This window comes from Candidatus Methylomirabilota bacterium (assembly GCA_036001065.1).
In the GTDB taxonomy this organism is placed as follows: domain Bacteria; phylum Methylomirabilota; class Methylomirabilia; order Rokubacteriales; family CSP1-6; genus MNEF01.
The window spans coordinates 1-26,930 of the sequence record DASYUQ010000108.1; the positions used below are offsets into that span (position 1 = coordinate 1).

Below are 26,930 nucleotides of genomic sequence, written 5' to 3' on the forward strand. Positions count from 1 at the left end.
TCCCGCCCGCGATCTTCCGGGCCTCGCCGGTGAGCCTCACGACGTGGAGCCCCGTGTTGGCGCGGTCGGCGAGGTAGACGTAGCCGCGCTCGTCCGCCTCGACGTTGTTGGTCTGGATGGCGACCTTGCAGGCCCGCACCCCGTCCGTCGTCACGCAACGCTCGGCGGTCTTCTCGGTCGTCGCCGGGATGTAGAAGGCGGCCTCCCGCGGCGCATAGGGGTTGCGGATGTCCATGGCCCGGACACCGCCGTTGAAGTAGGCGATGAACACGAGCTTGCGATAGAAGATCGGCGCGAACGACTCGTTGCTCGAGTGCGGGCCGAAGCGGCCGCCCCGGCGGCAGAAGTTGCCCTTCGACTCCGGCACCTCGAAGGTGGCCACCGAGAACGGCTTGGCCTCGGTAGTGATGTCGATGACGAACGTCGCATGCCGGTACTCCCGGCACTCGTTGGCGGTGGCCTCGGAGACGAGCACGACGAAGTCACGCACGCGTCCCTGGGTGTTGGGCGCCCAGTCGGGGATCGTCACGCCCAGCACGGGAAATGCGGTGTGGCCACCCCAGTTCGGTGACATGTAAAGTCGGCTGATCTCGGGAAAGTTGAGATTCGCCGCCGTCGGCTCCTGGGGGCCGGTGAGAAGCTTCTGGCGGTCCACGATCTGGAGGGCGCCCTCGGCGCTGGTGCCGTGGGCGAAGTAGACACGGTTGCCCAGGGCGATGGGACCGTGGGCGCCGTGGGCGATCGGGATCGGCCCGGTCGAGCCCGGCTCCTGGCCGGCCAGGCCGAAGTCGCGGATGAAGACCGGCTTGGCCGGGTCGCTGAGGTCGTAGATCTTCGTCATGCGCCAGGTCCGCCAGCCCGACGGACCGAGCGTGAGCGGGTCGCGCTTGACCAGATCGCCCGCGATCAAGTAGGCGATGCCGGTGTCACACTCCCACCAGTTCTTGTGGGTCGAGGTGAGGCCGGAGACGACCGTGCTCAACTTCTCCGGCTTGGCGGGGTCGGTGACGTCCCAGATCTCGTGTGCCGAGTTGGGGACCGAGTTTCCGAGTGTCCGGAGCAGGTACGTTTTGCCCGCCGTTCCCTTCGGGAGACGACTGCCTTCGCACAGGCGCGCCATCTGGGCGCCGCCTCCCTCGGCGGCGCCGGGTATCCCGGGGATGTGGGCGAGATAGCGCGGCCGGGCAGGATCGGTGACGTCGACGATCGACGTGCCATTGTCTTCCTCGACCCCCGTCAGTGGATTGCGCGCGCGCCCGCCGTGGTGGCCGACGTACGCGATCCAGCGTCCGCGCTGTTGGTGGATCATGGGCTGGTAGGCCGAGCGGCCCTGGAGGTCGTCGGAGCCGGCCAGCTCCATGTCGTGTCCCTCGGCGCCGTGACCGCGCGGGGGCGCCTGGGAGGACGCGGGCCCCGCCGCGAGCGAGAGCAGGACGAAGCCAAGGACGATCAGCGAAGGCCGTCGTAGCGAGGGTGCCATGGCGTCTCCTTTTCGTGTGTCGCGAGCCGATCAGAAGCTCTCGGCGGCGTCGGGGCGCCACCGCGTCAGGCGCGCCTCCACGGCCTTCACCGAGAAGGTCAGCGCCAGGGACAGCGCCATGAGGACCAGGACCCCGGCGAACATCACGTCGGCCCGGTAGCTGGAGGCGGCCGCGGCGATCATGTAGCCGAGGCCGCGGCTGGCCCCGAAGAACTCGCCGACGACCACGCCCAGGATGGCCCGCCCGATCGCCAGGCGCAGCCCGGCCACCACGTACGGCAGCGCGCCGGGCAGCACGACCATCCGGGCCACCTGCCACTCGCTCCCCCCGAAGGAGCGCACCACGTTCACCAGGACGGGGTCCGCGTTCCGCACGCCTTCGTAGGTGTTCACGAGCAGCGGGAACACGGCGCCGAGGAACACGATCATCACCTTGGACCATACCCCGATGCCGAACCACAGCATCAGCAGCGGCAGCCACACGATCCGGGGCGTGGCGTTGAGCGCGGTCACGAAGGGGTCGAACAGATCGTCCAGCCAGCGCACGCGCCCGAGCAGGACGCCGAGGGGAAGCCCGACCGCGACCGACAGGCCGAGCCCTATCAGGAACTCCAGCGCGCTCACCGTGAAGTGCTGCTGGAGCTCACCGCCCCTCAGGAGACCCACGAGGGCCACGGCGATCTCCGATGGTGTCGCGAAGAAGAGCCGCGCGCCTCTGGGAAGCGGCAGGAGCCTGGGGAGCGCCTCCCACACGAGGAGCGGGAGCAGGAGGGACGCGGTTGCCCACGCGTAACGTTCGCGATTCATCTCAGCGCTGGCCGGTCCGCCAGGGCGCCACGACGGCCTCCAGACGGCGCACCGCGCTCGTCAGCCCGACCGCGACCACGGCCAGCACCAGGATGCCCGCGAACATCTCAGGCAGCCGGTAGGTGTCGCCGAAGCGCGAGATGGCGAAGCCCAGCCCCTCCGACGCCGCGTAGAACTCGCCGACCAGGATGCCGACGAGACCGCGCCCGATGGCCAGGCGCGCCGCCGCGACGATGTAGGGGACGACGCCAGGCAGGATCACCTTGGTGTAGAGATCGCGCTCGGTGCCGCCGAAGGACCGCACGACGTTGACGAGCAGCGGGTCCGTGCAGCGGACGCCGGCGTACGTGTTGAAGATGAACGGAAAGACCGCGAGCAGGAAGACCAGGAGCGCCTTGGCCGCGATCCCCACCCCGGCGGTGATGATGAGCAGCGGAGCCAGCGCGATGAGCGGGCTCGCGTAGAGGGCGGTCAGCAACGGGTCGAGGGCCCACTCCGCGCGGCGCCGCCACCCCATGACCAGCCCCACCGGGATTCCCACGAGCACGGCCAGGCCGAACCCGACGACGAACGCCTGGGCGCTCACCGTCATGTCGTGCCAGAGCCGCCCGCCGAGGATCTGCTCCTGGACAGCCTTGGCGATGAGCGAGGGCTTGGTCATGAAGAACGGATCCCACCGCACGAGAGAGAGCAGGACCTCCCAGGCCAGGAAGAAGGCGACGACGGAGAACCCGCCGAGGACGAGCCGCCGGCGCGCCATCAGGAGCCCGCCTTCAGCTCTTCCTTGAGGGCGTTCCAGATGGCGAGCTTCAGCTCGTTGAACTCGGGGGACAGCCGCATCTCGTAATCCCGGGGGCGCGGCAAGCGCACGGCGATCTCCGCCTTCTGGCGCCCCGGGCGCGCGCTCAGCACCACCACGCGGTCCGAGAGGTAGGCGGCTTCCTCGATGGAGTGGGTGACGAAGATCACGGTATTTCGCGTGCGCTCCCAGATCGTGAGGAGCTCGGCCTGCATCAGGTCCCGCGTCTGGGCGTCCAGGGCCGCGAAGGGCTCGTCCATCAGGAGGATCTCGGGGCTCGTGGCCAGCGCGCGGGCCAGGCCGACCCGCTGCTTCATCCCGCCCGACAGCTCGTGGGGGTAGTGACGCTCGAAACCGGCCAGGCCCACCATCTGGATCAGCTCCGCCGCCCGGCGCCCGCGCTGAGAGGGAGCGACGCCGCGCAGCTCGAGGCCGAGGGCGACGTTGGCCTCGACGGTGCGCCACGGCAGCAGCCCGAACTCCTGGAACACCATGGCGCGCTCGGGCGCGGGCCCGTCGACCCGCCGGCCGTTGACGCGCACCTCGCCCGCGTCGGGGCGCAGGAGCCCCAGCACGATGTTGAGGAAGGTGCTCTTGCCGCAACCCGAGGGGCCCACCAGGCTCACGAACTCTCCGCGGGCCACCCGGAGACCGAAGTCGGCCAGCGCCGTCACCGGCGCCCGATTGGCCGACCGGAACGTCAGGGTGACGTCGTCGGCCACGATGAACGGCGCCGTCACACCTTTCCCGCGGAGCGCTCGACCGCCCGGCGCTCTCCGCTGATGTCGGCGTCGTAGCCGGGCAGGACGCGCGCGTCGATCACGCACACCTCGCCGTCCATGACCGCGCGCAGCCCCTCCTTGATGGCGCCCGTGAGCTGCTCGGGCCGGGTGACGGGCCCGATGCCCTTCGCCCCCTGGGCGACTGCCATCATGGCCAGGTCGATGTCCGGATCGCCGATGTGCTGGCCGATCCACTTGTTCTCGACGGGCCGGCCGCGCATCTTGGCGACGCGCTCCTGGTGCGCCTCGTCGTTGTAGAAGGAGCGGTTGTTGCAGACGACGAAGAGGCAGGGGATCTCGTAATGCGTGGCGGTCCACAGGGCCGTCACGCCCATCAGGTAATCGCCGTCGCCGAGGAGCGCGACCGGAATGCGTCCCGAGCCCCGGAGCGCTAGCGCCGCGCCGACGGTGATGCCCGGCCCCGACCCCACGCCGGCGCCGCCGTCGGCGCCGAGGTAGTCGAGCGGATGCGCGAAGTCCCGGTAACCGCCCCGCCACCCGAGCGGCAGCCGGGTGAGACAGACGTCGATGCCGTCGGTCGCCTCGTTGAAGGCGTCCGCGACGGCGCGGAGGCTCATCACGTCGTGGGCACGGGCCGCTGTTTCCGGCGGCGCCGCCGGTGCGGCAGAGCCGCGCCGCGGCCGGCACGTCTCGGCGAGCTGCAGCACCACGACATCGGGCTCGGCCAGGAGATTGACGTCCACCGGCGGCAGCCCGAAGTACTCCATGCCGAAGCCGCGGTGGAGGTGGACGTCGCAGGAGGCGGAGATGATCTTTGCGGTGATGGGTTGATCGCCGGAGGCCAGCTTGAGCGTCCCGGCCAGATCGATCCAGTCGAGCGCGAGGACGACGTCGGCCTCGCGCAGCGTCTTGGACGCGGCTTCGGAGAGGTAGCTGCCGGGCGGGCCGACGTACAGGGGGTGACGGGTGGGGAACACGGCGCCCACCTTGAGATCGGTGATGACGCGGGCGCCGAGCGTCTCCGCGAGCTGCACCCGCGCCCGCCACGCGTCTTCATCGCGGCCGCTCCGGCCGGCGAGGATCACCGGTGCCTTGGCGGAGCTCAGCATTTCGGCCGCGCGCCTCACGAGCTCGGGAGCGGGGTGGACCGGCTCCGGCGGGCGGAAGCGGGACACGTCGGGAAGCGGCGGGAGCTCGGGAAGCTTCGCCTCCTGCAGCGCCGCGTCCAGGTTCACGTACACGGGGCCGCGCGGCGCCGTCGTCGCCATCTGGGCCGCCCGCAAGAGCGCGTCGTACGCCGCCGGCACCGAGCCCGGCTGGTTGTCCCATTTCGTGAATCCGCGGATCAGCGCGCCCTGATCGGACATGGTGTGGATCCAGTCGATCCACGGCCGGCGCTTGGCCGCGTCCCACGGCCCCGTCGCGCCCAGGATCAGCATCGGCATGCGGTCGCACCACGCGTTGAAGATGGCCATGCTCGCGTGCAGCAGGCCGACGTTGGAGTGCAGGACGGCGCCCATCATGCGCCCGCTGGCCTTGGCGTAGCCGTGAGCGATGGCGATGGCGCTCTCCTCGTGGATGCAGGTCAGCATCTGCGGTCGCCGGTTGCCGAGGTCGTTCACGAGGCTGTCGTGGAGGCCCCGGAAGCTCGCCCCCGGGACCAGCGCGACGTAGGGGACGTCGAGCCGCTGCAGCATGCGGGCGACCGCGTCGCTCCCCCACAGCTCGGTGCGGGAGGCCGAGGGCACGGGCGTTTCCGGGACGATGGCGGGTAGGGGATCGGTCGGCTTCATCGTTGGCCTCCGTGAGGGGCGCCTTCCAGCTTGGGGCGCGCCAAGGGTATCGCGGCGGGGAGCCGCGTCGCAAGGCCGGCTACTTGGTCCGCTCGAACCTCTCGCGCAGCTCCCGGAGGGCGAGGAAGGTGGCCGCGTCGATCGCTTCGTCCTTGCGGAGGATCCGGGCCATCGCCACGAACCCCCCGATCGTTATGGCGATCACGAGCACAAGTATCCCGGTGAGGATCCAGTCGGTGAAGTCCAAATCCGCCTCCGTCCGACTATTGAATCAGCCGGTCCTCAACCAGTCAATGTCGAGGCGTCCATACACGGTGAGGAAATTGGCGCGGCCAGCTTTCAGCGCCGCGACGTCATCATAGTTCCCCGCCGAACGGGCCACCAAGGTGTCGCCGAATCGAAAGCGCCTACGTGTCCAGCATCGACTCGACGAACATCTCCGGGAGGGTGAGGCGGCGGGGGGCGAGACCCTGGCGGAAGGTGTAGCCGGCGAGGGTCTCCACAGTCGTGCGGTTGCGCGCGATGCCGTAGGGGAAGGGGTCGTCGCCCATGAGGGCCCGCGTCTCCTCGGCCTCGGCGACCTGCCAGGGGAGCGAGGTCAGGAGCGCGGCGGTGTCGTGGAGGCGCCGGTAGGCGTGCTGCTTGGCCTCGGCGAAAGCGGTGTAGAGGCTCCGCGGCAGCCACGGGTGCTGCTGCACGAGCTCTTCCTTCAGCACGACGGTGTGCATGATGGGGAAGATCCCGGTCTTCTCGTAGTAGGCGCGCTCGACCTTGCGGAAGTCGGGGAAGAGGCGGCTCACGCCCTTGCCGAAGGCGGCGGGCCGCCGGGCGCCGATGAAGGCGTCGAGCTCACCCCCGGCGACCATGTCGCCGAGGTTCCGGTCGCCCGGGACGTGTTCGAGCTTGATCTCCGGCGGCAGCGTCACGTCCACTTCCTTGACCTTGGCCCCCTCGCCGCCCTCGAACCACAGCATCTCCTTCGGCGCCAGGCCGTACTCGTCCTCGAGGATCCCGCGGATCCAGACCGCCGCCGTCATGTGGTACTTCGGCACCCCCACGCGCTTGCCGCGGAGGTCCTTGGGCTCGCGGATGCCGGCGCTGTCGCGGACGAAGATGGCCGAGTGGCGGAACATCAGCGAGGGGAAGACGGGAATCGCGATGAGCGGCTCGCCCCGCCCGCGCCGGATCGTGTAGGTCGAGAGCGAGAACTCCGAGACGTCGAACTCGCGGAACCGGCCCATGCGGTAGAAGGTCTCCTCGGGGCCGAGGGTCAGGATGTTCAGCTCGACGCCCTCCGGTCGGACGAGCCCGGTCTTGAGGGCGAGGGTGCGGTCGTAGTCGCCCAACGCGAGCGTGAGGGTGAGCTTGCCCATAGGCCTCCGTCTCCTTGACGCTTCGGGCTGCCTACCCTAGCATGGGGCGCCCGAGTGGCGCCATCGAAGAACGGGAGGCGCGGCCTGAAAGTCGAGCGCGAGGTCAGGATCGAGGCGCCGCGGCAGGCGGTGTGGGACTTTCTCTGGGACGTGCCGCGGCTGGCCGCCTGCATCCCGGGGGCGAAAGAGGTCCGGACGGTCGAGGAGGGCAGGCGTTACGCCGCCGTCGTCGGCGAGAAGGTGGGGCCGTTCAAGGTGCAGTTCCCCCTGGAGATCGAGGTGCTCGAGGTCCAGGCGCCCGAGCGCCTGCGGGCCCGCGCGGGCGGGCGCGACGCGGCGGTCGACGGCCTCGTCAAGGTGGACCTCGAGGTGGCCCTGACAGCCGCCGGGGACGGCACCACGCTGAAGCTCGCGGCCGACATCAGCGTCCTCGGCAAGCTGGGGACGCTGGGCCACAGCGTCATCGTGAGGAAGGGCACCGACATCGTGGACCGCTTCGCCGCCGCGGTGCGAGCGCAACTGGAGAGTGAGGGCAAGCGATGATGAACACGAGGCGGTGGGGGGGCCTGGGGCCGGGGGAGTGCGAGGGGGGCGTCGCCCCCCTCGCCCAACAGCCGCGACGCCTTGCCTTCCCCCAGATCGGTCAATGCTGAGATCGTTCGAGCTCTGCGAGCCGACGTCCGTGGCGGAAGCCTCGGTGCTGCTCGCCCGTCACGGGGACGCGGCGCGGATCTACGCGGGCGGCACCGAGCTGATCCTGGCCATGAAGGAGGGCCTGATCCACTACGATCACCTGGTGAACGTGAAGACCATCCCGGGCCTGGCCGGCGTTCGTCTCGACGGCGGCGCGCTCAGGATCGGGGCGGCCACGCCCCATCGCGTTCTGGAACGTGACCCGATCGTGCGCGAGCGTTTCCCCGCCGTGGCCCGCATGGAAACCGACGTGGCCAACGTCCGCGTGCGCGAGGTGGGGACGCTCGGCGGCAACCTGTGCTTCGCCGAGCCTCACGCCGACCCGGGGGCGCTGCTTCAAGTGTTCGATGCCACCGTCCGCATCGAGAAGAAGGGCGGCGGGCGCACGATCCTGCTCGAGCAGCTCTTCGTCGGCCCCTTCGAGACGTGCCTGGAGGGCGACGAGCTCCTGACCGAGATCGTGGTCCCGCCCCTGCCGGAGCACTCCGCGGCCGCGTATCTCAAGTTCGGCTTTCTCGAGCGGCCCTCGGTGGGCGTCGGCGTCGCCGTGACGCTCGACGATGGCCGCGTGGCCGACGCCCGGATCGCCGTCGGCTCCGTGGGACCGGTCCCCCGCCGGATGCGCGAAGCGGAAGCCGTCCTCAAGGGCAAGGCCATCGCCGAGAGCGTCGCCGCGCTCCCCGAGGCGGGGCAGATCGCCGCCCGGGCCGCCGAGGCCATCACCGATCTCCACGGCTCGGCCGAGTACAAGGAGCATCTGGTCGGCGTGCTCCTCCGCCGTGCCTGGGAGCAAGCCCTGGCGGCCGTCGACGGGAGGGCGGGGCGATGAGAGAGATCCCGATGACCGTGGTCGTCAACGGCGAGAAGCACGAGCTGACCGTCCCGGCGTGGGAAACGTTGATCGAGTGCCTGCGCGACCGCCTCGGGCTGCTCGGGGTGAAGAAGTCGTGCGACGTCCAGGTCTGCGGCGCCTGCACCGTGCTGCTGGACGACCGTCCCGTGAGCGCCTGCACGGTTCTCGCGTTCGAGGCCCGCGGCAAGAGCCTGCGCACGATCGAAGGCCTGGCCCGCGGCGACGAGCTGCATCCGGTGCAGGAGGCGTTCGTCGAGCACGGCGCGCTGCAGTGCGGCTTCTGCACGCCGGGCATGATCATGGCCACGGTGGCCTTGCTCGGTGAGAACCCGCGGCCGACGGCGGACGAGGTCAAGCACTACATGCGGGGGAACATCTGCCGGTGCACCGGCTACAAGCGGATCCTGGAGGCGATCCTCGACGCCTCGCGCCGGATGAGCGGCGGCGCCAAGGGGAACGGCGGCGCCAAGGGGAACGACGGTGCCAAGGGGAACGACGGTGCCAAGGGGAACGGCGGCACCAAGGGGACCGATGGCCGCTGATCGGCTGACCGTCGTGGGGCGCTCCGTCCCGCGCCTCGACGCTCGTGACAAGGTGACGGGCGCGGCGCGCTACGTCTCGGACCTCGTGCTGCCGGGGATGGCGCACGCGAAGCTCTGGCGCAGTCCCGTGGCCCATGCCCGGATCATCCGGGTGGAGACGGAACGCGCGGCGGCGGTTTCTGGCGTCCTCGCGGTGCTGACCGTCGCCGACCTTCCCGTGAAGCGGCTCTACTACGGCCCCGCCTACCGGGACCAGCCCATCCTCGCCCACGAGGTCATCCGCTACGCGGGCGAGCCCGTGGTGGCCGTCGTCGCCGACAGCGAGGCCCACGCCGAGGCCGCGCTCGCGCACGTCGACGTGAGATACGACGAGCGGCCGGCGGCGACGAGCGCCGAGGAGGCGCTGGCGCCCGGCGCGCCCCTGATCCACCCGAAGCTCGACCGCGCCGGCCACTTCCGCGACCTCAGCGGGCTTCGGCCCGTGCCCGGGACCAACATCTGCCAGCACTTCGAGTACGAGCGGGGTGACCTCGCGCGGGCGTTTGGCGAGGCGGATCTGGTCGTCGAGGACGTCTACCGCTATCCCGCGCTCTCCCACCATGCGCTGGAGGCCCACTGCGCCGTCGCGCGGGTGGACGCCGACGGCCTCACCGTCTGGGCCGGCACCCAGCATCCGTTCCCGGTGCGGAAGGACCTGGCGGAGATCTTCGACCTGCCGCTGGCCGCCGTGCAGGTCGTCGTCCCGCTCGTCGGGGGCGCCTTCGGCGGCAAGTGCTACACCAAGATCGAGCCGCTGGTCGCCGCTCTCGCCACGAAGGTGCGCAAACCGGTTCGCCTCGCCCTTTCGCTGGAGGAGAGCGCCCGGACGATCACGCGCCACGCGGTCACCGTGCGCCTTCGGACGGCGGTCGGGCGCGACGGCACGCTGCTCGCCCGACAGTGCGAGGTCGTGCTCGATACCGGGGCTTACGCCGACATCGGGCCTCGCGTAGCGACCAAGACCGGGTACCGCGCGCCGGGACCCTACCGGATCCCCAGTCTCCGGATCGACTCGAAGTGTGTCTACACCAACAACGTCCCCGCCGGCGCCTATCGTGGCTACGGGGTGCCCCAGGTCACGTGGGCCTGCGAGTCCCAGATGGACGTGATCGCCGAGCGACTCGACATCGACCCGCTCGCGCTCCGCCGGAAGAATCTTCTCAAGCGCGGCGAGGAGTACGTGGCGGGCGACACGCCGATGGACGGCGACATGGCCGAGGGCCTCGAGCAGACGGCGCGCGCCGTCGGCTGGAGCGCGCCGCTCGCGCGCGGCCGCGGCCGCGGGCTGGCGTGCGCGATGAAGGACGGCGGTGGGACGCACACCGTGTCCACCGCCGTCGTCCGCATCAACGCCGATGGCAGCGTGGCCCTGCTGGCCGGCAGCGTCGAGGTCGGGCAGGGCGCGCGGACGGCGCTGGCCCAGGTCGTCGCCGAGACGCTCGGCGTCCCCTTCGAGACGGTCGTGGTGGTCCCGCCCGACACTTCGATCACGCCCTACGACCACGGGACGAGCGCGAGCCGCTCGACGACGGTGATGGGGCTCGCGGTAGAGGCGGCCGCCAGGGACGCGCGGGAGCAGCTCCTGGCCCTGGCGGCGAAGCTGCTCGACACCGATGCCTCGGCGCTGGCGGTCGGCGACGGGACCATCACGCACGGCGACCGCAGGCTCACCGTGGCCGAGGTCATCAGCGGCCACTACGGTCTCGTCGGCGGCGAAGTGACCGGCGTCGGATCGTTCGTCCCCGGCAAGTGGTCGGGGACCCTCGGCGGCGCCACGGTGTTCTGGGAGACCGGCATGGGCGCGGCGGAGATCGAGGTCGATCCCGAGACCGGCGCGGTGAAGGTCGTGAAGTACGTCTCGGCCGCCGACGTGGGCCAGGCCATCAACCCGCGCGAGTGCGCGGCGCAGGACGAGGGCGCCGCGATGCAGGGCATCGGCCCCGCGCTCTTCGAGTCGCGCGTGAGCGAGCGCGGCCAGCTCCTGAACCCGGGGCTGATCGATTATCGCGTCCCGGCGTTCACCGATCTGCCCGGGGAGTTGGACTCGCTCCTGATCGAGAACGCCGACGGCCCCGGCCCCTTCGGCGCCAAGGGCGTGGGCGAGGGCGGGACGTTCTGCGCGGCCCCGGCCATCGGCAACGCACTGGCGCGGGCGACGGGCGTGCGCCTGACGGAGCTGCCGATGACGCCGGAGCGGGTCTGGCGGGCGCTACGCGCCGCCGGGCGGGTCGAGAATCCGTGAAGAAATCGGCACGCGGTCGACCGGTGGGGGGTGTCGGGCCGGGGGAGCGCGAGGGGGGCGTTGCCCCCTTCGGGCAATCGATCCGGCGCTCGCTCCCCCCGACGTTGAGATGATCGGCACCGCGGCCAGGCGCGTCGACACTCCGGAGAAGGCCACCGGGCGGGCCCGCTTCATCAGCGACGTGGTCGTCCCCGGGATGGTCCACGCCAAGCTCTGGCGGAGCCCGGTTCCTCACGCGAGGATTCTCGGTGTCGACACGTCGCGCGCCCGGCGGGCGCCGGGAGTGATCGCGGTCCTCACCGCCGCCGACCTCCCGGTGAAGGACCTCTACTATGGTCCCGCGTTCAAGGACCAGCCGATGCTGGCCGACGGCGTCATCCGGCACGCCGGCGAGCCGGTCGTGGCCGTGGTGGCCGACACGGCGGCTCACGCCGAGGCGGCCTGCACGCTGATCAGCGTCGACTATTCCGAGCTTCCCTTCGTTGACACGCTCGATGCGGCCCTGGCGCCGACAGCGCCCGTGCTCCACGAGCGACCGCGCCCCGCCACGCACTTCCGCGATCTCGCGTCGCTCAAGCCGATTCCGGGGACGAACATCTGCCATCAGTGGAGCTACGGGCGGGGCGACGTCGACCGCGGCTTCGCCGAGGCCGACCTGGTGGTGGCGCAAACGTTCACGTTCCCGATGGTTCACCACTACTCGCTCGAGCCCCACTGCGCGATCGCGCGCGTCGATCCGGGCGGAATCACCGTGTGGGCCTCCACCCAGCACCCGTTCCCGGTCCGCAAGGAGCTGGCGGAGATGTTCGGGCTGCCGCTGGCCCGGGTGCAGGTGATCGTGCCGTATCTGGGCGGCGCCTACGGCAACAAGTCCTACACCAAGATCGAGCCGCTAACGATCGCGCTGGCCAGCTACGTGAAGCGCCCGGTGCGCCTGGCCCTCACCGTCGAGGAGGCGTTCAAGACCGTCCGGCGCGCTGCCGTGAGCTATCGCCTCAAGACCGGCGTCAGGCGCGACGGCACGCTCGTCGCGCGCGACTGCCAGATCCACTACCAGCTCGGCGCCTACGCCGACGTGGGGCCGCGCGTCGTGCAGAAGTCGGCCTACACCGCGGCCGGGCCGTATCGCATTCCGAATCTCAGGATCAAGGCCTTCGGCGTCTACACCAACACGGTGGTGAGCGTCGCCTTCCGCGGCTACGGCGTGCCGCAGCTCGCCTGGGCCTACGAGTCGCAGATGGACGTGATCGCGGAGCGGTTGGGGATCGATTCGCTCGAGCTTCGCCTGAAAAACGTGCTCGAGCGCGGTGAGACGTTCATGGAAGGCGACCTGCCCGTCGACTGCGACTACGCGGAAGGCCTCAGGAAGGCCGCCGCCGCCATTGGCTGGAACGCGCCCGCGGCGGGACCGCGGCGGGGCAAGGGCCTCGCGTGCACGATCAAGGCGCCGCTCGCCCCCTCGGTCTCCAGCGCCATCGTCAGGCTGCACGCCGACGGGAGCGCGACCCTTCTCACCGCGACGGTCGAGATCGGCCAGGGCGCCCGGACGACGCTCTCCCAGATCGTGGCCCAGGAGCTCGCGCTCCCGCTCGATCGCGTGCGCATCGCGCGCTCCGAGGTCGGCATGACTCCGTACGACCAGGCGACCAGCGCAAGCCGGTCGACCACGCTGATGGGGCTGGCGGTGCTCCGGGCGGCGCGCGACGTGCGCGACCAGCTCCTGGCCCTCGGCGGCCGCCAGCTCGGGAGCGAGGCGAGCGCGGTGACGCTCCGGGACGGCAAGATCGTCTCTGCGAAGGGCGAGCGGTCCTACGCGGAGGCCGTGGCCGCCCACTTCGGCACCGGGGGCGAGCTGCTCGGCCGCGGGACCTATCGCGGCGAGCGCGGCCACGCCCCGCTCGGCGGCGAGGCCCCCTTCTGGGAGGTCGGCCTGGCGGCGACCGAGGTGGAGGTCGACGAGGAGACGGGCCGCGTGACGCTGCTCCGGTACGTTTCCGTCGCCGACATCGGCACGGCCATCAACCCGCGGGAGTGTGAGGCCCAGGAGGAGGGCGCGGCAATGATGGGCATCGGCCACACCTTCTTCGAGCAGATGGTTTACGATGGCGGGCAGCTCCTGAACCCCTCGCTCATCGATTACCGCGTGCCGGTGATGAGCGACCTGCCGGGGGAATACCGGAGCCTGCTGGTCGAGAACGGCGACGGGCCGGGCCCCTACGGGGCCAAGGGGATCGGCGAGAGCGGCCTCATCCCGACCGCCCCCGCCATCGCCAACGCCATCGCCCACGCGATCGGCGTCAGGATCACCGACCTGCCGATGACGCCCGAGCGCGTGTGGCGGGCGCTCCTCAACCGCTCTTCCGGATCTTCTTCGTCGCCGTCCGATGCTTTGCGAATTCCTCGCGCACAACACGCCGCACCGTCGCCTCGATCGATTCGCGACGCTGCTCCACGTACTCCCGGAGAGCCGTATTAACCCCGATCCGAAGTAAGCTCGCAGGTCAAAGCGGCACATGGCCGCGAACATGGGCGGTGTTCAGGAGATGGTTCGACCGCAGCCAGCGTCTCTTAGAGAGGACGTGGGTGCGCACGTACCCACGCTGGCCACGGCCGCTACCGACGCCGCGTTTCCGCACATTCCTCGCCAAAAGAATTTCGGATCGGGGTTAATCAATGTCTGGTAGTTGCCTCCGCCCGCCGCATCTACCTGGTCGCGGAACCACTCGAGAAGATCGTCGTCCAGGCGAATGGTCAAGAAGGATCTACGGGCCGCTTTGGGGTGCGCGCCTCGCTATAATGGCGGGCCGGTGGGAGTCCGGCCCGGGAGGAGAGCGATGAGGAGATGGAGAGGCAGGTCCGCGCGATGGGTGGGGGCGGCGGTGATCGGGCTCGTCATCGTGACCGGACTCGTGGCTGCGGCTCAGGAGCCGTTCTACAAGGGCAAGACCGTGCGCATCGTCGTCGGCTTCACGGCGGGCGGGGGCTTCGACACCTACTCGCGGACGATCGCCCGGCACATGACCAGGCACATCCCGGGCAACCCGACGATCATCGTCGAGAACATGCCGGGGGCGGGTAGCCGGATCTCCGCCAACTACCTCTACAAGATCGCCAAGCCGGACGGGCTCACCATCGGCCACTTCATCGGCGGGGTGCTCCTCGGCCAGGTCCTCGGCCAGCAGGGCATCGAGTTCGACGCGCGGAAGTTCGAATACATCGGCGCGCCGGTGAACGAGCACCCGGTCTGTGCGCTGACCAAGGCCAGCGGGATCACGAGCGTCGAGAAGTGGATGGCGGCGGGAACGCCGGTGAAAATGGGCGGCGTCTCCCCGGGCTCGTCCAACCCCGACAACGTGACGCGAGCGATCAAGGCCAGCCTCGGCTTGCCGATCCAGATCGTCACCGGCTACAAAGGCACGGCGGAGATCCGGCTCGCCGCCGAGGGCGGCGAGGTCGCGGGGGCGTGCTGGGGCTGGGGCTCGCTGCAGGCCACTTGGCGGAAGGGACTGGACGCCGGCGAGGTGCAGGTCGTGCTCCAGGTCGCGCCCAAGCCGCATCGTGAGCTGCCGAACGTCCCCCTCGCGATCAACTTCGCCAAGACCGAGGAGGCGCGCCGCCTGCTCGAGGCGGCCATCCACAACGACAGCGTGCTCGTCCGGACCTACACGCTGCCGCCGGGGACGCCGAAGGACCGCGTGCAGATCTTGAGGAAGGCGTTCCAGGAGACGCTCCGCGACCCCGCATTGCTGGCCGAGGCTGAGAAGGCCAAGCTGGAGATCGATCCGGTCGCCGGGGAAGAGATCGAGCGGACGGTGGCGGGCCTCTTCAAGCTCGACCCCGCTATGATCGCCAAGCTCAGGACCATCCTCCTCGAATGAGCGGTGCCAGGAACCCGGCCGTCGCCGCGAAACTCAAGGGAATCCTGAAATAGTCGAGTTCGCCGACGCGTTCGCCGCCGGCCTGGTCCAGGTCTTCACCTGGCCCGCCTTCGGTCTCATGCTCGTCGGCATCGCCATCGGCTTCGTCGTCGGCATCCTCCCCGGTCTCGGCGGGCCGACGACCCTGGCCCTGATGCTGCCGTTCATCTTCAAGATGACGCCGGTGGAGGCCTTCGCCTTCCTCCTCGGGATGGCGGCGGTCACCAACACGACCGGCGACATCACCTCGATCCTCTTCGGCATCCCCGGGGAGCCGACGACCGCCTCCACGATCGTCGACGGCCATCCGATGGCCAAGAACGGCGAGGCCGGGCGGGCGCTGGGGGCGGCGATCATGAGCTCGCTCTTCGGCGCCGTTTTCGGCGCCTTCGTGCTGGCGCTGACCATCCCGGTCGTGCGCCCGCTGGTGTTGACCTTCGGCTCTCCCGAGTTCTTCATGCTGGCCCTCCTCGGCATCACCTTCGTGGCCGCGCTCAGCGGCCAGGCGCTGTTGAAGGGGCTCGTGGCCGGGGGCCTCGGGCTCTGGTTCGCCACGATCGGGCTCGACCCGGTCTCGGGGATCCAGCGCTACACCTTCGGCCAGCTCTTCCTCTGGGACGGGATCGGCCTGGTGCCGGTGACGATCGGCTTCTTTGCGATCCCCGAGGTCATCGATCTCGCGGTCCAGGGCTCGAGCATCGCCAAGTTGGACGTCGGCCGGCTCGGCGGCGTCTGGCAGGGCGTGCGCGACACCTTCCACCACTGGCTCCTGGTCCTCCGCTGCAGCGCCATCGGCACCTTCATCGCCATCATCCCCGGCATGGGGGCCGCCACCACCCAGTGGCTCGCCTACGCCCACGCAGTCCAGAGCTCGCCGGACAAGGAGCGGTTCGGCCGGGGCGCCGTCGAAGGCGTGCTGGGGCCGGGCGCCGCGAACAACTCCACGCTCGGCGGCAGCCTCGTCACCACCGTCGCCTTCGGCGTCCCCGCCAGCGTCACCATGGCGATCCTCATGGGCGCCTTCCTGATCCAGGGCCTCGTCCCGGGGCCGGGGATGCTCATGCCCGCGCCCAAGGGGCACCTGGCGGTGACCTTCTCGATGGTCTGGACCATCGTGGTCTCCAACATCATCACCGTCGCGATGTGCTTCCTGTTTCTCCGGCAGCTCGTCAAGATCACCCAGATCCGCGGGGCGCTGCTCATTCCATTCATCCTGATGCTGATCGCCGTCGGCGCGTTCGCCGAGAAGAACGTCTTCGCGGACGTGCTCGTCGTGCTGGTGTTCGGCGCCCTCGGCTGGGTGATGGCCCGGCTGGGCTGGCCGCGCCCGGCGTTCCTGCTCGGCCTGGTGCTGGGTCCCCTCGCCGAGAACAAGCTCTTCCTCTCCACCGACAACTACGGCCTCGGCTGGCTCGTCCGCCCCGGCGTGCTGGTGCTGCTCGCGGTCATCGTGGTCGGTCTCCTGGCGCCGTTCGTGAGCGCCCGCCGGCGTGCGAGATCACCGGCCGCGGCGGCAGTCGAGCGGGAAGCCAGACGGCAGCGTGAGCTTCGGGGGTTCCGGCTCGACGGGACGACGGCGTTCAGCCTTCTGATCGTGATCCTGTTCGCGTGGGCGCTCTGGCAGAGCCGGAGCTTCGGGGTGCGCGCGGGACTCTTTCCGTGGGCCGTCGGCATCCCCGGCCTCGCGCTGGCCATCGCCCAACTGGCGCGTGACCTCACCGGTCGTCGGGCCGCGCCGGCGCCGGAGACCGCCGGTGAATCGACGCCCGACGTACCGCCCGGGGTGGCGGCGCGCCGCAGCGTCGAGATCTGCGCCTGGATCGCCGGCTTCTGGGTGGCGATCTGGCTCCTCGGCTTCTCTCTGGCCACGCTGCTCATGACGCTCCTCTATCTCAAAGTGGCCGCCCGCGAGCGATGGCCGCTCAGCATTCTGCTGTGCGTCTCCGGCTCCGCCTTCGTGTATGGACTCTTCGAAAAGGCGCTCGGCGTCCCCTTCCCTTCCGGCCAACTCTTCGTCTGGCTCGGTATGGAAGCCGGGCTCTGACGCCCGTCCCCCCGAGGTCAGGCGGAGACGGACTCCGGGGCGACGGCGCGGGCCGACTCGAAGCGTGAGAAGTACGCGTAAAAGGCCAGGAAGGCCAGCCCGTAGACCGCGCCCGCCAGGTAGTATGGCAGCGCCCAGTTGCCGGCGGCCATGAAGGGACCGGCGATCCACGCCCCCACGCCCATCGGGAACTCGCTGAAGGCGTGCATGATGCCGTTCGTCGTCCCCCGCTCGCGCTCCTTGACGGCCTCCATCGAGAACAGGCTGTAGACCGGGTCGGTCAGCGCCTTGTTGGGGAACACCCCCCCGATGAGGATGATGGCCAGGACGTAGAGGATCCCCGCCGTCACCAGGCCGGGGGCCAGACCCATCAGCACGAGGAACGGCGCGCCGAGGAATTTCAGGAACGCCACCGTGCGGACGCGGCCGAGCCGCCGGACGACGAGCGGGGCCAGCAGCGTCGCGAACGCGGTGAGGATCGACCCGACTCCAAAGATCACTCCGATGGCGGCGGTCGACGCGTGGAGCTGGCGGGCGAAGAAGACGTTGAAGAAGGGGGCGGTCATCCCCAGCGCGAGCCCGGCCCCGCCCTCGGTCAGCGCGAGCATGCCGATGCTCCCGTAGCTCTCCAGGCTCTTCCACCATCGTCGGATGTCGATCGGCTGCCACCGCTCGTCGATCAGGTAGATCGGGAGCGCCGAGAGCAGCATCACGGGAAGGACGCAGAAGAGGCTCGCCCGCAGGGCCCCGGCGTGCTCGGTCCCGAGCCCGAGGAGCGAGCCGAACGCCACCGGGAGCAGGCCCGCCAGGAGATTGCCCAGGCTGGCGGCGCCGACCGTCAGGAAGCCGCCGATGCTGAACAGGTGCACGCGCTCCGCGGGCCGGCTCTGCTCGACCATGAACGGCGGGCCGACGATCGCGTGGCCGCCCTCCAACGCTCCCTGGACGGCGGCCAGCACGAGCAGCGCCAGGGGGTCGTGGACGAGGATGAGCCCGGCCGTGCCCAGGATGTTCCCGGCATAGGAGACCAAAAAGACGCGGCGGCGCCCGAAGAGGTCCGAGAGGATTCCCGACGGGATGACGGAGAGGCCGTGGGCGATCCAGTTGATCGAGGCGAGCTGGGCGACGAAGAGCGTGTCATGCCCGGCGGCGAGCAGGTAGAGGTAAAAGAGCAGCCGCCAGATGCTCACCGAGAGCCCGCTGAACGGCGATCTTAGAATGAGGAGGCGCGCGTTGCGGCTGAATCCGCGGACGCGGCGCAGGTACTCGCCGCCGCGGCGCCCTTGCCAGACGACCAGGACGACGACCAGGATCGTGAGTGCGATGCCGAGGAGCCAGACGGCGCCCGGTACCGGCGCGCTCTCGTCCGGTCCGTGGGCGTGTCCAACATCGCCCCAGGCCGTCGCCGCGAGCGCGAGGACGCCGGCGACGGCCGCGCCGGATCCGAGCCATCCTCGGCGTCTCGCTTCGGTCACGTCCCGAGGCTACTCGCGGGGACCCGGGCGCGCAAGACGTGGGAGAGGTAGTTGCCTTGACAGCCCGCTTCCGGCACGCCTAGACTTCCGCTCGATTCTGTCGGGTCGGTCTGATGCCCGCGGGACGCAGCCACGCCGGCTCGATAGCGCCGCCGGGAGTCGCGCACTTGGCCGTTGGCTCGATCGTCAGCAGCGTGCCCGAGTTGATGGAGTGGGGTCTTCGCGGATCCGCGCTCCCGCGCCGGCGTGCGCTGACGCTCCGGCTCGGTTCCGTGCTGGTGGCCCTCACGCTCTGGAGCCTGGTCTCCGGGCTGGTCGTGCTGCTCGAGCTCTTCAACCCGATCTTCCTCCCCGGACCCTGGATGGTCCTGGGGGCCGTGATCGAGCTCGGGGCCAAGGGGCAGCTCTGGGTGCACATCGCCTCCACGCTCGAGCGGGTCGCCGTCGGGTTCGGCACGGGTGCGGTCCTGGCCCTGGGGCTCGGTCTCCCGGCCGGGTACTTCCGCGTGGCACGCAATCTCCTCGAGCCGGTCGTCGAGCTTCTACGTCCGATCCCTCCGCTGGCGGTCCTGCCGCTCTTCATCGTCTGGGTCGGCATCGGCGAGGGCTCGAAGATCGGGTTCATCACCTACGCGACCTTCTTTCCGATGTTCCTGACCACGGTCCACGCGGTCCGGCAGATCGATCCCCTGCTCCTGCGTGCCGCCCAGAGCCTGGGGGCGGGCCCCGCCCAGCTCTTCCTCCGCGTGATCCTGCCGGCGGCGCTGCCCGAGGTCTTGACGGGTGTCCGGCTGGGGGTGGCGCTGTCGTTTTTCGTGATCGTCATCTCGGAGTTCATCGGCGCCGAGCACGGCCTGGGCTTTCTGATCAACGACGGGCGCAACTTCTTCCTGGTCCCCCAGATGCTGGGAGCGGCGATCGTGCTGGGCCTGCTGGGTTGGGCCGGCAATGAGGCGCTCAGGCTCCTCGAGCGGCGCCTGCTTCGCTGGCAGAACCCCGGCTGAGCCATGATCCCGGGTCAGGCCAAGATCCACATCCAGCGGGTGAGCAAGGCGTTCGCGCTGGAGGGTCGCCAGGCTCCAGCCCTCGTCGACATCGAGCTCGAGGTGGCCGAGCGCGAGTTTCTCTGCGTCCTCGGTCCCTCCGGTTGCGGCAAATCCACCCTGCTCAACATCGTGGCCGGGTTCGTTCAGCCGACCGGGGGGACGGTGCTGGTCGACGGCCGACCCATCGCCGGCCCCGGGGCGGATCGGGGCGTCGTCTTCCAGGAGTACGTCCTGTTTCCCTGGCTCACGGTGGCGGGCAACGTCGAGTTCGGGCTGGCGCTGAAGGATGTGCCGTCGGCGGAGCGGCGACGGATCGTGACGCGCTACCTGGATCTGGTCGGTCTCGGCGCCCACGCCGCCAAGTTTCCCCTTCAGCTCTCCGGCGGGATGAAGCAGCGGGTGGCGATCGCGCGGGCGCTCGCCAACAGCCCCGCGATCATCCTGATGGACGAGCCGTTCGGGGCCCTCGACGCCCAGACGCGCGAGGTGCTGCAAGACGAGCTGTCGCGCATCCAGCGCGTGGAGCACAAGACCATCGTGTTCGTCACCCACTCGATTCGCGAGGCCGTGTACCTGGCCGACCGCGTCGTCGTGATGACGTCGGCGCCGGGACGCATCAAGCAGGTGTTCCAGATCAAGCTGCCCGAGATCCGCGACCGGTTCGCTCCGGAGTTCACCCAGTACGAGAGTGAGATCACCCGTCTGGTCAAAGAAGAAGTCGCCAAGGTCCACGAATGAAGGCGGGGGCGACGCGCGCCGCGGCCCTCCTGGCGGTGCTGGCCGCCTGGGCCGCGGTCGCCTACGGGAACGCGGTGGTGTCGGTCGTGAACCCGGTGCTGCTGCCCACGCCGGTGGAGGTGCTCAGCGTCGCGGTGGAGACCGCGCGCGATGGCCAGCTGCACCGGCACCTCCTCACCTCTCTGGGTCGCGTGGCCGAAGGGTATGGGCTGGCCGCGCTGGCGGCCATCGGACTCGGCGTCCTGGCCGGAATCTGCGTGCCGCTCCGGCTCGTCCTGGAGCCGGTGATCGAGTTCGTGCGGCCGATCCCGCCGCTCGCCTTCCTGCCCATGTTCCTGGTATGGTTCGGTCTCGGCGAGGCTTCCAAAGTCGCCTTCATCGGGTACACGACCTTCTTCCCGATGTTCGTGGCGGTCGCCGCCACCGTCCTCCGGGTGGACACTATGCTACTGCGGGCGGCCGCCAGCCTGGGGGCCTCCCGCCTGGACCTGATCCGGCGCGTGGTGCTCCCCGCCTCGTTGCCGGGCATCATCGTCGCGCTTCGGGTCGGTTTCGGGCTGGCGCTGTTCGTGATCGTGGGCGCCGAGTTCATGGGCGCCGACGCCGGCCTCGGTTACTTGATCATGGAAGGGCGGACATTTTTCAATCCCGCCCAGATCGTCATGGGGGCCCTGGTTCTGGGGCTCCTCGGATCTCTGATCAATGCGCTGCTGCTGGCGGCCGAACGGCGGTTGCTGCGCTGGCGGGCGGCGACCTGACGTGCGACACGCACTGCTCGAAAGGAGCCAACCGATGCGACTCTTGATCGTCCTCCTGGCGTTGCTGGTCAGCCTCGCGGGAGCCGGTGATACTTCCGCCCAGGCCAAGCTCGAGGTCACCGAGGTCGACGCCTGGCTCGTGCGCGATCCTCAGATGTCCTCCCAGTTCGCGGTGGCCGAGCAGCTGGGCTATTTCAAGGCCGAAGGCGTCAAGGTCAACCCGCGCTGGTACATCGCGGGCACCGATCTCCCCTCGATGTGGGGCGCCGGCAACGTCCATCTCGGCACCGCCACCGCGACGATGGTGGTTCCGATCGCCGCGGCCGGGCAGGCCATCTACAACATCGCGCCGCAAAGCGACATCGCCGGCACCCAGCAAGTCGTCCTGGGCAAGAAGGGTCAGGAGCTCGTGCGCTCGCCCAAGGATCTGGAGAAGGTCAAGATCGGGATGCCGAAGGGGGCGTCGGTGACCATGGCGATCCAGGCCATGGCCCGGGACACCGGCGTGGACTTCGCCAAGCTCCAGTTCGTGAACCTGTCGCCGCCCGACGCGATCACGGCGCTGGCCAAAGGCGACATCGACGCCATGGCCGCCTGGGCGCCGTGGGTGTTCAACGCCGTGAAGCAGGCCGGCGGCCAGGTGTACTTCACCGGCAACCGGAGCTTCATCCCGGGCAAGGAAGGCCAGGTCGACTGGCTCCGCGTGCACGCCGGGGTCGTGGTGAGCGGCAAGATGCTGAAGGAGAGTCCGAACACGCTGAAGGCGATCCTCCGCGCGCTGAAGAAGGCGACCGACACGCTGAACACGAATCGCGAGGCCGCCGTGAAGATCGTGGCCAAAGAGATGAAGATGGAGGAAGGGCTCGCCCGCGACATCATGGCTCTCAACATCTACTCCATGGAGATCAACGACAAGATCTACCGTGGCATGGGCGAGTTCGTCGACTTCCTGCACTCGCTGGACCGGATCAAGCAGAAGTTCCCGGCCGAGGGCCTGTTCTACACGAAGCTTCTGGAGGAAGTGGATCCCACGCTCGTGAAGTGGAAGGCCAGGACCGACATCCGCTGAGGGGGTCGCCGTGCCAGGTCACGCGACGCTAGAGGTCGACACGATCGTGCACGGCGGCCGGATCGTGACGGCCGCGGACGTCTATGAGGCGGCGGTGGCGATCCGGGGCGAGAAGATCGTGGCGATTGGTCCGCCCGACGCCTTGCCGCCGGCCGCGCGCTCCATCGACGCCCGCGGCAAGTACGTCCTGCCGGGGGCGATCGACTGTCACATCCATCTGGGGCCCGAGCACGACGACTGGCGGGGAGGCCCGATCGCCGCCGCCCATGCCGGCCTGACCACGCTGCTGGGGTTCGGCCTCTACGACGACCGGGCCCAGGAGACGCTCCCGCACGCCATCAAGCGCCTCCGAGATGAGACCGGGCAGCAGTCCGTCCTCGACTTCGGCTTCCACTTCATCCTCATGAACCAGCCCTACATCCTGGATGGTCTGGCCGAGGCCTTCCAGATGGGGGTCACCTCCTTCAAGATGTTCATGACCTACAAGAAGCGCCCGCCGCGAATGTGTTCCGACGACTTCATCGGCCGGGCCATGGAGATCATCGCCGCCCAGGGTGGGGTGACCCAACTGCACTGCGAGAACGGCGACGTCCTGGACTATCTGGAGAACAAGGCGATCGCCGAGGGGCGCGTGGACCCTCGCCACTTCGGGCCGACCTGTCCCGACTGGGCCGAAGAGGAGGCCATCAACCGGGCCATCAAGATCGGGGCGATGACGGGCTCGCCCGTCTACGTCGTGCACCTGAGCACGCGCCTGGGCCTGGAGCGCATCAAGCAGGCCCAGGCCGAGGGCCGGCGCGTGTGGACGGAGACCTGCCCGCAGTACCTGCTCCTGACCGACCAGGAGATGGAGCGCTGGGGCCCCCTCGCCAAGATCGGACCGCCGCTGCGCCGGGCCGACGGCCCGGATCGCGAGGCTCTGTGGGCGGGGACGGCGCAGGGCTACATCGCGACCGTCGGCAGTGATCACGCGCCGCGATCGAAGGCGGCCAAGGAGCCCGGGTGGAAGAACATCTTCGTGGACCCCGAGGGTAAGCCGATCCCGTTCGGGAGCCCGTCGGTGGAAACGATGGTCCCGCTGATGTACAGCGAAGGCGTCGTCAAACGCGGGCTGCCGATTTCCTGGATGGCGCGGGTGCTGGCAGAGAACCCGGCCCGCATCTTCGGCCTCTATCCGCGGAAGGGCGTGATCCAGGTCGGCGCCGACGCCGATCTGCTCATCCTCGACCCCGAGCCCGAGACCACCATCAACGTGGCCGACCATCATGGGATGGCGGGCTTCACGCTGTACGAGGGATGGAAGGTGCGCGGGCGGCCGTGGATGACGCTGCTCAGGGGTCGCGTGCTGCTGAACCAGGGGAAGCTCGAACAGGCGCCCGGCTACGGGCGTTATCTCTCCCGAGGCCGTCCGGTACCGCCCATCGGCGGCGCGGTTCGGTAGCGAGCGCGGCCACGGACTATCTCGATCGTCTCGCCCGGTTGGTCCGGCGAACCCGCTTCGCCGATCTGAGCGAGGGGGCGGTGGCCGCCGCCAAGGACGTCACGCTCGACACGGTCGGCGCGATTCTGGCCGGCAGTCGGCTCCCGGAGAATGCGCGGCTCGCCCGGCTGGCGGCCGACCGGTCGGGTCCGAGAACCGCCACCCTGATCGGTCATCCCTGGCGGGCCGAGCCCATGCTGGCGGCGCTGGCCAACGGCACCGCCGGCGTCTCGCTGGAGGTGGACGAGGGCAACCGCTTCGGCGGCGGCCACCCCGCGGTTCACGTGCTCCCGGCGGCGCTCGCCGTCGGCGAGGAGGTCGGCGCCGACGGCCGACGGCTCATCGAAAGTCTGGTGGCCGGCTACGAGATCACCTCGCGCCTCGGTGGCGCCACCCGAATCCGGGCCAACGTTCACTCTCATGGGACCTGGGGAACGATCGGGGCCGCGGTGGCGGTCGCCCGGCTCCTCGACCGCGACGAGCCCGCCATTCGCGGCACGATGAACCTGGCCGCCTCGATGAGCCCGGCGAACTCCTGGACTCCCTGCTTCGAAGGGGCGACCATCCGGAACCTCTACCCGGGGCGCGCGGGGCTCCAGGGCATCCTCGCCGGGCACCTCCTCGACTGCGGCTACACCGGCCTCGCGGACGGGCCGGCGGACGTCTATGGGACGATCCTCGGCGACGGCTTCGATGCCGCCAGCGCCGTCGCGGACCTCGGCACGGATGACCGCCCCCAGGTGTTCCGCATCGAGCGCAACTACTTCAAGTTCCACGCGTGCTGTCTCTACAACCATCCCGCGCTGGACGCCGTGCAGGCCCTCGCGCGCGCCGAGCGGGTCCTTCCCGAGACCATCGCCCGGATCACCGTCACGTCGGTCCCGTTCGTGGCGCGGATGGCGAACCCCGCCCCCGCCAACATGCTGGCGGCGAAGTTCTCGGTCCCGTATGCGGTGGCGGCGGCGGTGGTGACGGGCGCGACCGACGTCGCGGCCTTCCTCGACTCGGCCCGCCAGGACCCGCGGATCGCCGACCTCGCCCGGCGGGTGGAGGTGCGGGGGGACGCGACGATGTCGATGCGCGACGCCGACCAGCCGACCGCCCGCGTGTCGATCACGCTTGAGAGCGGCCGGGTGCTGACGCGCGAGACGACCGTGGTCCGGGGCGATGCTGCCAACCCGGTCTCGCGCCCTGAGCGGATCGACAAGTTCATGACGCTCGCTCCCCCGGCGCTCGGCGCCGGGCGAGCCCGACAGGTCGTCGATGCCGTCGACCGGCTGGATCGGCTCAAGGATTTGAGGGAGCTCACCGAATTGCTAGGAGGAGGAGCATGCTCGACCTGATCATTCGCGGCGGGCAGGTCGTGACGCCTCAGGGCGTCGGCCAGTGGGACATCGGGGTCCGGGGCGAGCAGATCGTGTCGGTGGCCGCCCCGGGCGCGCTGCCGGAGTCCGGCCGGGTGGTCGACGCGACGGGCAGGATCGTGGTGCCCGGCGGCGTCGAGCCCCATACGCATCTGGCGCACTTCATCGCGATGCGCCCCGAGGAAAACCTCTACACCCTGGGGCCGGAGGAGGACACCCGGGGGATGCTCTTCGGGGGGACCACGACCCACGTGGACTTCTGCTTCGTGCGGCCGGGAACCGACGTCGCCACCGCCATCGAGCAGCGCGCGGCGCGGTGGAAGGGGAACTCCTACGTCGACTACACGTTTCACGTGGCCCTCCAGGGTCTGCTGCCTCTGAAGATTTTCGACCAGCTGGCCGAGGCCATCCAGCAGGGATTCCCCAGCTTCAAGGTCTTCACCGCCGACGTCTTGCCGCCGCATCCGAAGCGCCACCCCTATCGGCTCGACTTCGGGCGGATCCAGCTGGCCATGGAGAAGGTGGCGGCTCACAACGGCATCATGGTGGTGCACGCCGAGGACCACGACATCGTGCAGTTCAACTACGAACGGTTCAGAGACGAAGGCCGGATGGACGGCTGGAACCTGGCCCTCGTCCACAACAAGCTTTCGGAGCAGCTGTCCTTCCGGCGAACCATCCAGCTGGCCGAGGCGACGGGCGCCGCCGTCTACTTCGTCCACACCTCGGCCAAGGAGGGCGTGGAGGCCGTCGGCGAGGCCCGCGCCAAGGGGCGCCCCATCTACGCCGAGACGCTTCACCATTACGCCTGCTTCACCGCCGAGGACTACAAGAAACCGCGCGGCTTCTGTTACCACACCTACCCGTCACTCAAGTACCCCGAGGATCAGGCGGCCCTCTGGCAGGGCCTGATCGGGGACGGCGTCTCGACGACGGCCACGGACGAGTACCCGACCTCGCTCGAGCTCAAGCTCCGCGGCAAGACCATCGAGGACGTGACCGGGGGCAATCTCGGCGCCGAGGCGCGGATGGGCATCATCTTCACCGAGGGCGTGATGAAACGACGCATGTCCCTCGAGCGCTTCGCCCAGGTGACCTCGAGCAACGCGGCCAGGATCCTCGGCCTCTATCCGCGCAAGGGCGTGATCGCCGCCGGCAGCGACGCTGATCTCGTGCTCATCGACCCGACGATCACGAAGGCGCTCACGCGCGACGACTTCCACGTGAGCGACTACAGCCCCTGGGAGGGATGGGAGGTCCGGGGCTGGCCGGTGACGACGATCCTGCGCGGCAAGGTGATCGTCGACAACGGCCGCCTCGTCGCCGACACGCGCGACGGCCGGCTGATTCCCCGGCGGATCGCCGCCGAGGTGCTGCAGCGCCCCGTCTGCTAGTGTTCCGTCTGGGAAGTCATGTTAAACGATCGCCGCGCTCGCGCCGCTGCCGGCGGGGCCGACGCGGCACGCGCGGCAGGGATCGCGGGACCACGCGGCACGCGTCCGCTGCCCGGTTGCGGCTGGGCTCCCCCTGGGGACGCGGGGTCCGTTGCCAGCGGGCGGGAACGGATCCCGTCGACCCCTGCCGCACGCGCCCGCCGGCCCCGGCCCCGCGTGGCGGGTTCTTGACATGACTTCAAGGACGGAACACTAGTGGCCGACGCGACGCTGGCCATCAC

The 26,930-nt window shown here is 69.9% G+C and carries 22 protein-coding genes and 1 pseudogene; 14 read left to right on the top strand and 9 right to left on the bottom strand.

What is annotated here, in order from left to right:
- The 7 genes from VGV13_09940 to VGV13_09970 form a co-directional block, all read right to left on the bottom strand.
- The coding region (locus VGV13_09940) for a hypothetical protein (protein ID HEV8641404.1) at positions 1 to 1,480 on the bottom strand (1,480 nt) is incomplete at its 3' end.
- A 30-nt stretch (positions 1,481 to 1,510) separates the two neighbouring features.
- Positions 1,511 to 2,287 carry an ABC transporter permease gene (locus tag VGV13_09945; GenBank protein ID HEV8641405.1) on the bottom strand — a complete coding sequence of 259 codons (777 nt, stop codon included), beginning with the start codon at positions 2,285 to 2,287 and terminating at the stop codon, positions 1,511 to 1,513.
- 1 nt (position 2,288) lies between these two features.
- Positions 2,289 to 3,047: an ABC transporter permease gene (locus VGV13_09950; protein HEV8641406.1), complete on the bottom strand. Its 759-nt coding sequence runs from the start codon at positions 3,045 to 3,047 to the stop codon at positions 2,289 to 2,291.
- Positions 3,047 to 3,826, bottom strand: a complete 780-nt coding sequence (locus tag VGV13_09955) for an ABC transporter ATP-binding protein (GenBank protein HEV8641407.1) — start codon at positions 3,824 to 3,826, stop codon at positions 3,047 to 3,049. The genes VGV13_09950 and VGV13_09955 overlap by 1 nt, the downstream gene beginning before the upstream one ends.
- Complete coding sequence (locus tag VGV13_09960) at positions 3,823 to 5,622, bottom strand: thiamine pyrophosphate-binding protein (protein HEV8641408.1); 1,800 nt, start codon at positions 5,620 to 5,622, stop codon at positions 3,823 to 3,825. The genes VGV13_09955 and VGV13_09960 overlap by 4 nt, the downstream gene beginning before the upstream one ends.
- Positions 5,623 to 5,701: 79 nt before the next feature.
- Complete coding sequence (locus tag VGV13_09965) at positions 5,702 to 5,869, bottom strand: hypothetical protein (protein ID HEV8641409.1); 168 nt, start codon at positions 5,867 to 5,869, stop codon at positions 5,702 to 5,704.
- Positions 5,870 to 6,029: 160 nt separating this feature from the next.
- Positions 6,030 to 6,995 carry an ABC transporter substrate-binding protein gene (locus VGV13_09970; GenBank protein HEV8641410.1) on the bottom strand — a complete coding sequence of 322 codons (966 nt, stop codon included), beginning with the start codon at positions 6,993 to 6,995 and terminating at the stop codon, positions 6,030 to 6,032.
- 54 nt (positions 6,996 to 7,049) lie between these two features.
- Here VGV13_09970 and VGV13_09975 point away from each other — a divergent pair, with 54 nt between their 5' ends.
- The 5 genes from VGV13_09975 (at position 7,050) to VGV13_09995 (ending at position 13,840) form a co-directional block, all read left to right on the top strand.
- Complete coding sequence (locus VGV13_09975; protein ID HEV8641411.1) at positions 7,050 to 7,538, top strand: SRPBCC domain-containing protein; 489 nt, start codon at positions 7,050 to 7,052, stop codon at positions 7,536 to 7,538.
- Between the two features lie 103 nt (positions 7,539 to 7,641).
- Entirely contained in the window at positions 7,642 to 8,517 is an 876-nt protein-coding gene (locus tag VGV13_09980; protein ID HEV8641412.1) for a xanthine dehydrogenase family protein subunit M, read from the top strand.
- Complete coding sequence (locus tag VGV13_09985) at positions 8,514 to 9,083, top strand: (2Fe-2S)-binding protein (GenBank protein ID HEV8641413.1); 570 nt, start codon at positions 8,514 to 8,516, stop codon at positions 9,081 to 9,083. The genes VGV13_09980 and VGV13_09985 overlap by 4 nt, the downstream gene beginning before the upstream one ends.
- A complete protein-coding gene (locus tag VGV13_09990) occupies positions 9,073 to 11,364 on the top strand; it encodes a molybdopterin cofactor-binding domain-containing protein (GenBank protein ID HEV8641414.1) in 2,292 nt (763 codons plus the stop codon). The genes VGV13_09985 and VGV13_09990 overlap by 11 nt, the downstream gene beginning before the upstream one ends.
- A gap of 109 nt (positions 11,365 to 11,473) precedes the next feature.
- Complete coding sequence (locus VGV13_09995) at positions 11,474 to 13,840, top strand: xanthine dehydrogenase family protein molybdopterin-binding subunit (protein ID HEV8641415.1); 2,367 nt, start codon at positions 11,474 to 11,476, stop codon at positions 13,838 to 13,840.
- Between the two features lie 189 nt (positions 13,841 to 14,029).
- Here the strand turns inward: VGV13_09995 and VGV13_10000 are convergent.
- Positions 14,030 to 14,128, bottom strand: a pseudogene (locus tag VGV13_10000) (BrnA antitoxin family protein).
- A 70-nt stretch (positions 14,129 to 14,198) separates the two neighbouring features.
- Here VGV13_10000 and VGV13_10005 point away from each other — a divergent pair.
- Together VGV13_10005 and VGV13_10010 are read left to right on the top strand one after the other, a co-directional pair.
- A complete protein-coding gene (locus VGV13_10005) occupies positions 14,199 to 15,242 on the top strand; it encodes a tripartite tricarboxylate transporter substrate-binding protein (protein HEV8641416.1) in 1,044 nt (347 codons plus the stop codon).
- Positions 15,243 to 15,360: 118 nt separating this feature from the next.
- The gene (locus tag VGV13_10010) at positions 15,361 to 17,325 is read left to right on the top strand and encodes a tripartite tricarboxylate transporter permease (protein ID HEV8641417.1); all 1,965 of its coding nucleotides are present in this window, start codon (positions 15,361 to 15,363) and stop codon (positions 17,323 to 17,325) included.
- Positions 17,326 to 17,342: 17 nt separating this feature from the next.
- On the opposite strand, the gene VGV13_10015 is transcribed toward VGV13_10010, so the two are convergent.
- On the bottom strand, positions 17,343 to 18,800 hold the full coding sequence (locus VGV13_10015) for an MFS transporter (protein HEV8641418.1): 1,458 nt from the start codon (positions 18,798 to 18,800) through the stop codon (positions 17,343 to 17,345).
- A 167-nt stretch (positions 18,801 to 18,967) separates the two neighbouring features.
- On the opposite strand from VGV13_10015, the gene VGV13_10020 reads away from it, so the two are divergent.
- Genes VGV13_10020 through VGV13_10050 form a run of 7 tightly spaced genes read left to right on the top strand, consistent with a single transcriptional unit; the run spans position 18,968 to position 26,649 of the window.
- Positions 18,968 to 19,804: an ABC transporter permease gene (locus VGV13_10020; GenBank protein HEV8641419.1), complete on the top strand. Its 837-nt coding sequence runs from the start codon at positions 18,968 to 18,970 to the stop codon at positions 19,802 to 19,804.
- A gap of 3 nt (positions 19,805 to 19,807) precedes the next feature.
- Positions 19,808 to 20,584: an ABC transporter ATP-binding protein gene (locus tag VGV13_10025; protein ID HEV8641420.1), complete on the top strand. Its 777-nt coding sequence runs from the start codon at positions 19,808 to 19,810 to the stop codon at positions 20,582 to 20,584.
- Positions 20,581 to 21,342, top strand: a complete 762-nt coding sequence (locus VGV13_10030; protein HEV8641421.1) for an ABC transporter permease — start codon at positions 20,581 to 20,583, stop codon at positions 21,340 to 21,342. The genes VGV13_10025 and VGV13_10030 overlap by 4 nt, the downstream gene beginning before the upstream one ends.
- Before the next feature lie 34 nt (positions 21,343 to 21,376).
- Positions 21,377 to 22,411: an ABC transporter substrate-binding protein gene (locus VGV13_10035; GenBank protein ID HEV8641422.1), complete on the top strand. Its 1,035-nt coding sequence runs from the start codon at positions 21,377 to 21,379 to the stop codon at positions 22,409 to 22,411.
- 10 nt (positions 22,412 to 22,421) lie between these two features.
- Positions 22,422 to 23,852, top strand: a complete 1,431-nt coding sequence (locus VGV13_10040) for an amidohydrolase family protein (GenBank protein ID HEV8641423.1) — start codon at positions 22,422 to 22,424, stop codon at positions 23,850 to 23,852.
- A gap of 38 nt (positions 23,853 to 23,890) precedes the next feature.
- Positions 23,891 to 25,234, top strand: a complete 1,344-nt coding sequence (locus tag VGV13_10045) for an MmgE/PrpD family protein (protein HEV8641424.1) — start codon at positions 23,891 to 23,893, stop codon at positions 25,232 to 25,234.
- Entirely contained in the window at positions 25,222 to 26,649 is a 1,428-nt protein-coding gene (locus VGV13_10050; protein HEV8641425.1) for an amidohydrolase family protein, read from the top strand. The genes VGV13_10045 and VGV13_10050 overlap by 13 nt, the downstream gene beginning before the upstream one ends.
- The last annotated feature ends 281 nt before the right edge of the window (positions 26,650 to 26,930 follow it).

Excerpts from the sequence above, each read along its gene's own strand:
- VGV13_09980 (HEV8641412.1), top strand. The coding sequence starts at position 7,642 with ATGCTGAGATCGTTCGAGCTCTGCGAGCCGACGTCCGTGGCGGAAGCC.
- VGV13_09960 (HEV8641408.1), bottom strand. The coding sequence starts at position 5,622 with ATGAAGCCGACCGATCCCCTACCCGCCATCGTCCCGGAAACGCCCGTG.
- VGV13_10030 (HEV8641421.1), top strand. The coding sequence starts at position 20,581 with ATGAAGGCGGGGGCGACGCGCGCCGCGGCCCTCCTGGCGGTGCTGGCC.
- VGV13_10010 (HEV8641417.1), top strand. The coding sequence starts at position 15,361 with ATGCTCGTCGGCATCGCCATCGGCTTCGTCGTCGGCATCCTCCCCGGT.
- VGV13_09970 (HEV8641410.1), bottom strand. The coding sequence starts at position 6,995 with ATGGGCAAGCTCACCCTCACGCTCGCGTTGGGCGACTACGACCGCACC.
- VGV13_09945 (HEV8641405.1), bottom strand. The coding sequence starts at position 2,287 with ATGAATCGCGAACGTTACGCGTGGGCAACCGCGTCCCTCCTGCTCCCG.
- VGV13_09995 (HEV8641415.1), top strand. The coding sequence starts at position 11,474 with ATGATCGGCACCGCGGCCAGGCGCGTCGACACTCCGGAGAAGGCCACC.
- VGV13_09985 (HEV8641413.1), top strand. The coding sequence starts at position 8,514 with ATGAGAGAGATCCCGATGACCGTGGTCGTCAACGGCGAGAAGCACGAG.
- VGV13_09950 (HEV8641406.1), bottom strand. The coding sequence starts at position 3,047 with ATGGCGCGCCGGCGGCTCGTCCTCGGCGGGTTCTCCGTCGTCGCCTTC.
- VGV13_10050 (HEV8641425.1), top strand. The coding sequence starts at position 25,222 with ATGCTCGACCTGATCATTCGCGGCGGGCAGGTCGTGACGCCTCAGGGC.
- VGV13_10005 (HEV8641416.1), top strand. The coding sequence starts at position 14,199 with ATGAGGAGATGGAGAGGCAGGTCCGCGCGATGGGTGGGGGCGGCGGTG.
- VGV13_10035 (HEV8641422.1), top strand. The coding sequence starts at position 21,377 with ATGCGACTCTTGATCGTCCTCCTGGCGTTGCTGGTCAGCCTCGCGGGA.
- VGV13_09990 (HEV8641414.1), top strand. The coding sequence starts at position 9,073 with ATGGCCGCTGATCGGCTGACCGTCGTGGGGCGCTCCGTCCCGCGCCTC.
- VGV13_10025 (HEV8641420.1), top strand. The coding sequence starts at position 19,808 with ATGATCCCGGGTCAGGCCAAGATCCACATCCAGCGGGTGAGCAAGGCG.